The sequence below is a fragment of the uncultured Shewanella sp. genome (assembly GCF_947495455.1).
GTDB lineage: Bacteria > Pseudomonadota > Gammaproteobacteria > Enterobacterales > Shewanellaceae > Shewanella.
The window spans coordinates 22,201-29,462 of record NZ_CANLZC010000076.1 but is presented as its reverse complement, the minus strand read 5'-3'; the positions used below and the strand labels follow the sequence as shown (position 1 = coordinate 29,462).

Here is a 7,262-nt window from a genome sequence, read left to right as displayed (position 1 = left end):
AATGACAAAATGACAAAATGACAAAATGACAAAATGACAAAATGACAAAATGACAAAATGACAAAATGACAAAATGATAATGAGTTGATAGATACAAGATGAGTTTTAGTATGACTTTTCGCTATGATATTGATTAATTTAATCGCTAATAAAGTATCATTCTGATGTTTCAACTAAACTGAAATGATATTTCAAATTTATTTGAAGAAAAGCGAATTAAAGATGGCATATTTTCCTGTGAGTGAGAACTGATGGTTGAATATGGCGGGCTATAAAAAGAGTGTGTTGTTATCCGGTGAGGCAGACTTGTTAGTTGCTGGGGAGTGAATTTAATTATTAGTGATTGAGCCTCATACTGCGGTGGCGGCGCATTATCATCAATCAACGCTGGAAGTGTTTCATATCACATCTGGTGCAGGCACTATGGTAATTGATGGTCAGTTGTTTCATTTAATCAAAGGGGATACATTAACTTGTCATCCTAAGGCTATTCACAGTGCAGATAACCCGTATGCTGAGCCATTTGAATATATCGTGTTTAAAACTCATTGGTGTGATGGAGATTGTATTTGGGTGTGATGTTCTTTTGGCCAAACTGAGTGTTATCGCTTTTTATTTGAAAATAATTTATTGCTGAAATTTTATAGTGTTAAACAATCATGAAGTTATCTTTTTTTATTGACTTAAGCCTTAACAATAAAGACTTGACAACAAGGGCTTAAGTCAATGGGTCAATATGGTTACGTCAGCTTTGCAATATTTTCAGTGGTAGTCCCAAGATGCTGTCACCTGTACCAGCAAAGTACCAAATAATAGCGATCAGTAAGCCCACTGTGATGAAATACCAAAGGGTTGAGAAAATTTGCCCATACCTATCGAGGGGCAATAAATGACTTTGGTGACGGGTTTTCCATTCAAACATGATTTCAGCGCTGCCGATGAGTAGTAAAAAGCCCAGTAATGCTAATCCGAGTGTATAGCTGATATAAATACCTATGGCAGCGCCTAAGGCACAAGCTATCAGGCCTGCCACGCTATTCATTGAAAAGCTGATGCTTTTTAAAATATGGCCGCCATCTAATGGTAAAATAGGTAATAAATTAAACAGGTTTAGTAAGGCGTTAAAGGCGGTAAGTCCGGCAAAGAAAATGTGACCCGTTACCCAATAAAGGAGTAACGAGAGGATGGACATGAATAATCCAAATGTGGGCCCCATGATAGAGATCACTACATCTTGCCAGCGAGTATTGATTTTTTCATCACTGAGGGCCAGCCCACCCATAAAGGGAATAAGGTAAATGCCCTTAGTTTTCATGCCAAAATATTTCATCGCTCGAATATGGCCATATTCATGAAAGACCAAGCAAGCGATGAGTGCTAACGCGAAGTGAAATGAAAATAGCCAAGAATAAGCGGCCACACTGGCTCCAGCTAGCACGACTTTGATGACTTTTGCGCTTTTAAGCAGTTTAAAGCCTAATGATACCAGCCCTATGAGGCTAAATGGTTTCTTGGTTTTAACGGGTTTAATGGGAACTTGGCGTTCAATATCTTTGGTATCACGAAAGCCTTCACAGAGTAAGACTTCATTTTTAAATAATCGATATTTAATAGAGAAAGGTTGCCACTTTAAATCCGTTTCAAGTTTGATTTGAATTTGCTGTATTGGCTGAGCTTCATCAGATTGAGTTTGTTTATGCTGTACCGATAGCTCAAAGGTATGTGTTTTTTGACCTTCGTTATTGCTACTGGCATCAATGACAGACACTAAGGTATCTCCCCAAAAAAGTTGTTGCCAACCAGCCATAGATCCTTCCAGCCTCAGGGGTTTACCGAGACAATCGATGTTGATTAATTCCACTGTGATAGTACCTAGCAATTAAGTTTTCATCTCATGTTGTTGAGATGTTTGTTTATGTGTAATCGTATCAAACATAGTCGGTTGAACTAAACTCTTTATATCGAGTTAAGTGTATTTTGGAATCATTATGTGTGGATTTATTGCTGCTTTTTCACCTAATGCTTGTATTTCCCAGCATGTCATTACAGGTGCGTTAGAAGAGATTAAACACAGAGGTCCTGATGATTCGGCTATTTGGGCAAGCCAAGATAAAAAGGTGTGGCTAGGGCATACGCGCTTAAGTATTATTGATATCAAAGGGGGGAGCCAACCACTTTCAACACCTGATGGTTTAATTCATTGTGTCGTCAATGGCGAGTTTTATGATTATGTTTCGATTCGAGATGACTTAACAGCACTGGGATATCACTTTAAAACCCAGTCCGATAGTGAAATTTTGCTTTATTTATATCAGCATTATGGTGTGAATTGTTTGGAATACTTAAGAGGTGAGTTTTCTTTTGTGCTTTGGGATGAAAACTTACAACAAGTGTTTGCTGCTAGAGATCGTTTCGGTATTAAGCCTTTATTCTATTACCATAAAAATAATACGCTGTATTTGGCGTCTGAAGTTAAAGCACTCAAAGCGCTTGGTGTCCCTATGGTTTGGGATAAAAGCGCCTTTTTGCAGGATGTGAGTAATCAGCACTTACCTAATGCTTGCTTGTTTAAGCATATATACGAGGTATCCCCAGGTCATTATTTATTAAAGTATGCTGATGAACATCAAATGACGTCTCAAATGTATTGGGATTTACACTACCCTAATGAAGCGCTGCAGGCACAACAATCCTTTGATGATGAAGAAGTCATAGCTGGTTTTAGAGAACAATTTTATCAGGCTGTTCGACTTAGGTTAAAGGCTGATGTCCCTGTTGCCTGTTATTTAAGTGGTGGTATTGATTCCTGTTCGATATTAGGTGCTGCTCAAAAGTTAATGACTGATAAAGTGACTGCATTTACTCTGTCTTTCGATAATCCTGTTTATGATGAAGCGCTTTTTGCCAAAGCGATGGCCGAGTATGCGGGCAGTCATTATCATTCTGTTAATATATCTGGAGAGCTAATAGCAGCCTATTATGAGGATGCCATTTTTAAAGCCGAAAAGTGTGCGGTGAACAGCCATTTTGTTGCTAAATATCTGTTAAGCAGAGTTGTGAGAGAACAAGGGTTTAAAGTTGTGTTAACTGGGGAAGGGGCTGATGAGATTTTAGCGGGTTATGCACATTTTCGTCAGGATTACATTGCTAATTATTTATCTCATTTACCTTTAGATGAACAAAATGAGATCCTCGAAGAGTTAAAGGCTGCAAATCAGGTTTCTCAAGGGTTATTAGTCTCTACGCAAAAAGTAAACAGTTTAAGCTTAGTGCAAAATGTATTAGGGCATGTACCGAACTGGATGGTGGGGTTGAATGTGATTGGACGAGAGGTGCAGAGTCTGTTTTCTTCTGATTATGCTCAGTATTGTACCTATAGGTTACCTTCTAATATATTATTGAATCATTTATCTATAGATGCATTGCGAGGTGCTTCTCCTCTCCATAAGAGCTTGTATACTTGGACAAAGTCTAGTTTGCCTCACTACATGTTAACTTTATTAGGTGATCGAGTGGAAATGGCTCATTCAATTGAAGGGCGTTTACCTTTTTTAGATCACAAGCTGGCCGAGTATGTGATATCACTGCCAGAGAAATATAAAATACGTGGAATGAAGGAGAAATATGTTCTCAGGGAATCAATGAAGCCTGAGTTAACCGATGAAATGTATGTCAGGCAAAAACATCCCTTTTTAGCTCCGCCAGTTCAAGACAAGCGCAATGAAAAATTAAATGAATACATGATGGATATTTTGCACAGCAAGATGGCAGGGGAGGTCCCTTTTTTTAATCAGAAAAAAACCATTGATTATTTTGATCATCTAGATGAACTGACCCCTGAGCGTAAGAACATTGCGGATTCAGTGATGAACCTGATAGTAAGCAGTATCATTATTCAGGATAAGTTTGGCATGCAAAGCGATTAGATTCTCATTTTTCATGCCCTTATTTTGGATTAAAACTAACCTTGATTTGAATAATACCAATTCCATTATATAAGTGATCTTTCAGCGGGAATTCAACATGCTGTAGGCAAGGCAGATGATTGAAGCTAATAGTGATTCTATATCGAAAGCAGCTAACGTAGCATAAAGTATGTTGAAACCCGCACAAAGTGAGCTTCTCAGACATTCCACTTCTGCGTTGCATTCATTTGAAAGGGAATCACCATTACAGCATAAATGCGCCTTGAATTGAAAAGCCTGAGAAGCTCTGAATTGATCATCTATATAATAGAATTGGTATAAATCTTATATTGATTGTTTTCGGCTTTCACTTTCACTTGCTTGAAGTGTGTCTCTATGGTGTCGGCATAAGGTAAATGACGATTAGCAACAATATAAAATAGCCCTGTTTTGTTAAGTTTTAAGGCGCTGTCTTGCACAAAAGTTTTGGCTATCTGTGTGGTGGCTGACAATCCATCATGAAAAGGTGGGTTGGAAATAATACCATCATATAGCGAATGGGTTTGATTGAGGCCATCTGAAGCAAAAATATTGGCTTTAATATCATTGGCTTGCATGGTGAGTCGACATGCTTCAAGGGCCATGGCATTAATATCGACACAATCTACTGTTAACTCAGGTTGTGCTTTTAATAAGGCAGCGGTAATCACGCCTGCACCACAGCCAAAATCTAATATTTTCCCACTCATTTTAGGGAGGTGTTCCAGTAATAACTGAGTACCGGCGTCGAGGCGTTTCTCGCTAAATACACCCACAAGATTACATATAGTGATTTCGCCTTGTGGCGTACTGAGCTGATAGCGGCTTACCCAGTCTTGAATATTGATCTTGGGGGCTGAATTTTGTAATTCACTGCAAAAGAGTAAGCAGTGACGAGCGTTGTCTATTTTTATCGGCTTGCTGAAATAATCAGGCATCTGTTTAGGAATAGACTTGATACCGCCTTTATTTTCGCCTGTGATGATGAGTTGCCCATTTGATTTTAAATGATGGCCGGCAAGGTTCAGTAAATAAGGCACTAATGATTTGGCCTTCGGGTAATAAATGATGACGCTATCAAACTGTTCATTGTGAGGAAGTTGATGGCCGAAATGCAGGTCTAGATTATTGACTTTATGCTGCTCGATTTGCAAATGGTGGTGATAATCCAATGCCAATGCGCAAACCTTTGACGTATTTTCCAGTAATTCAATGGGGAGTAAATCACTTTCATAATTAAGGATGAGTACTGAGTGGTTATCGACTAATTCGCGATTACGTAAAATAAGTTGAGAAGGATTGGTTAGCACTGGCGTCACATTAAGGAAGAATTTGCGCCATTATACGTTATTTTTCTTTTGAGCGTTAAGAGTCTTGAAACCTTAATGATGAAGACTCCTAACGCCGCTCTAAGTGATTAAGTAAAAATTTTCAAAGGGTCAGTCTAGCCCTTTAGAAAGCCCAGACTCACGTGTTATCAGGTAATTCGCATATCTGATAAGTTTAAAAAATGACACAAAATACCCCATGACTTCATCTGGGGGACTTATGAGCTGATTTTAGGGTAATCGGCTGATCATTTTTTTAGCAATGTCAGTGTTATCTTGATGACCTCTAAATAAATTCGCACCAGGCCCTTCTGCAAAGACTTGTACATCAACGCCAGTGTGACCTCCTGATGTCCAACCTGTATTAGATTTTTGGTCGATGAGTTGTTTGATTGCTGTTGTGAGAGCCTTAGTGCTTTCCCCTTTCGCTGTCGCTAAAGCCTGCAATTCGTGACTGTCTGGAGTAAAGCCTAAGCTGTTTATCATGTTTTGTTGCCAATTAGGATCATCTTTAGTGTTTTGCGCAAGACGTTTAGGGCTGGCGCTCACTCCTTTGATGAGCTTAGTATTCCAAGCATACACACCATTTGCGCCTATGGAGAATCCGCCAGTATTATGATCTGCTGTGATCACCACAAGCGTGTCTGAATGTTCGCGAACGTATTGTTCAACCACTTCTATGGTGTTGGCAAACTCTTCCATTTCTCCCATGGCGCTGACAATATCATTATCATGTCCGCCCCAGTCAATGAGGCTAGCTTCGACTAAGAGCACAAAGCCTTTGGGATTTTGCGATAGGAGCGAGAGGGCTTTTTGTGTTTCCCGCTTTAAGCTGTTGCTGGTTTTATCATCGATGGCCAGTGGTAAGGCTTTATCTGCAAAAAGGCCCAGTACTTTAGGTTTTTCGATATTATCGAGTTGAGACAGTTCAGTGATATATTGATAGTCTTTTTCTTTGAATTTACTAATTAATTCATCAGAGAAATAGCGCTGTCCTCCTCCTAAAATGACATCCGTATCGGTATCAAGATAACTTTCTGCAATGGCGACGTAATTCTTTCGGCTTTCATTATGGGTGAGAAAGCCTGCTGGCGTGGCATGGTTGACTTGTGACTTTACGGCGACTCCTGTTGACATGCCTTTTTGCTTGGCAATTTGCATAATTGAGCTAATGGGATTTTTATGTTCATCTACGCCGATAGCGCCATTATAGGTTTTAATGCCTGATGAAAGCGCCGTTGCTGATGCTGCAGAGTCGGTAACATAGCCACTGACTCTGGCAGGATAAGTACTGGCCATACCAACGAGTAGTCTATCAAAAACTGTTTCTTCGACTTCTTCTGTATTTGGATTGTCTTGATAATAACGATAAGCACTGGTGTACCCAGGACCCATACCATCACCTATCATGATAATGATATTTTTAGGTCGATTGGGGACTTGTTGAATATTGATGTCAGTATCGGTCGTGTTTGCTGTTGCAGTTAGAGGGAGCATGATCTTAACGGCACACACCAACAAGATCGCTTTTTTCAAAATCATGATGGTTTTCCTGTTTTAAAATGAGTAAATTTTTATTAATGACAAGATTTATTTAATTTTTAGAGTTAGTTATATCTCATTTTCATTATGGTGAGAATAGTAAAATGATATGTGTAAAATGACATCTCTTTTATGACTATTTTTATATTTTCGATATGTTAATTGATCCTCAATTGTTCCTCAATTGATCCACCAAGTATAATTATCTGTATTTATTGCCTTTTTAGTTTAACGCTTGTCTATCAAGCACAGGTTATTTATTATTTTTGGGGAGCAAGTTGATTATATTTTTGGCGATATCAGTATTATCTTGATGACCATGAAATAATACCAATTCCATTATATAGATGATCAATTCAGAGCTTCTCAGGCTTTTCAATTCAAGGCGCATTTATGCAGTAATGGTGATTCCCTTTCAAATGAATGTAACGCAGAAGTGGAATGTCTG

Annotated in this window: 5 protein-coding genes; 2 read left to right on the top strand and 3 right to left on the bottom strand. The window is 38.8% G+C overall.

From position 1 onward, the window contains the following. Positions 1 to 339: 339 nt before the first annotated feature. Positions 340 to 579 carry a cupin domain-containing protein gene (locus tag Q0791_RS17625; protein WP_299009142.1) on the top strand — a complete coding sequence of 80 codons (240 nt, stop codon included), beginning with the start codon at positions 340 to 342 and terminating at the stop codon, positions 577 to 579. Positions 580 to 745: 166 nt separating this feature from the next. Here Q0791_RS17625 and Q0791_RS17620 read toward each other — a convergent pair whose 3' ends face one another. Continuing rightward, positions 746 to 1,861, bottom strand: coding sequence for a site-2 protease family protein (locus tag Q0791_RS17620; protein WP_299009139.1), 1,116 nt, complete (start codon positions 1,859 to 1,861; stop codon positions 746 to 748). A gap of 127 nt (positions 1,862 to 1,988) precedes the next feature. On the opposite strand from Q0791_RS17620, the gene asnB reads away from it, so the two are divergent. After that, positions 1,989 to 3,926 (top strand): asparagine synthase (glutamine-hydrolyzing), encoded by a 1,938-nt coding sequence (asnB, locus tag Q0791_RS17615; RefSeq protein ID WP_299009137.1) that lies wholly within the window; start codon positions 1,989 to 1,991, stop codon positions 3,924 to 3,926. A gap of 299 nt (positions 3,927 to 4,225) precedes the next feature. Here asnB and Q0791_RS17610 read toward each other — a convergent pair whose 3' ends face one another. Beyond that, a complete protein-coding gene (locus Q0791_RS17610; RefSeq protein ID WP_299009134.1) occupies positions 4,226 to 5,254 on the bottom strand; it encodes a class I SAM-dependent methyltransferase in 1,029 nt (342 codons plus the stop codon). Positions 5,255 to 5,503: 249 nt separating this feature from the next. After that, positions 5,504 to 6,814: an alkaline phosphatase gene (locus Q0791_RS17605; protein ID WP_299009132.1), complete on the bottom strand. Its 1,311-nt coding sequence runs from the start codon at positions 6,812 to 6,814 to the stop codon at positions 5,504 to 5,506. Positions 6,815 to 7,262 lie beyond the last annotated feature (448 nt).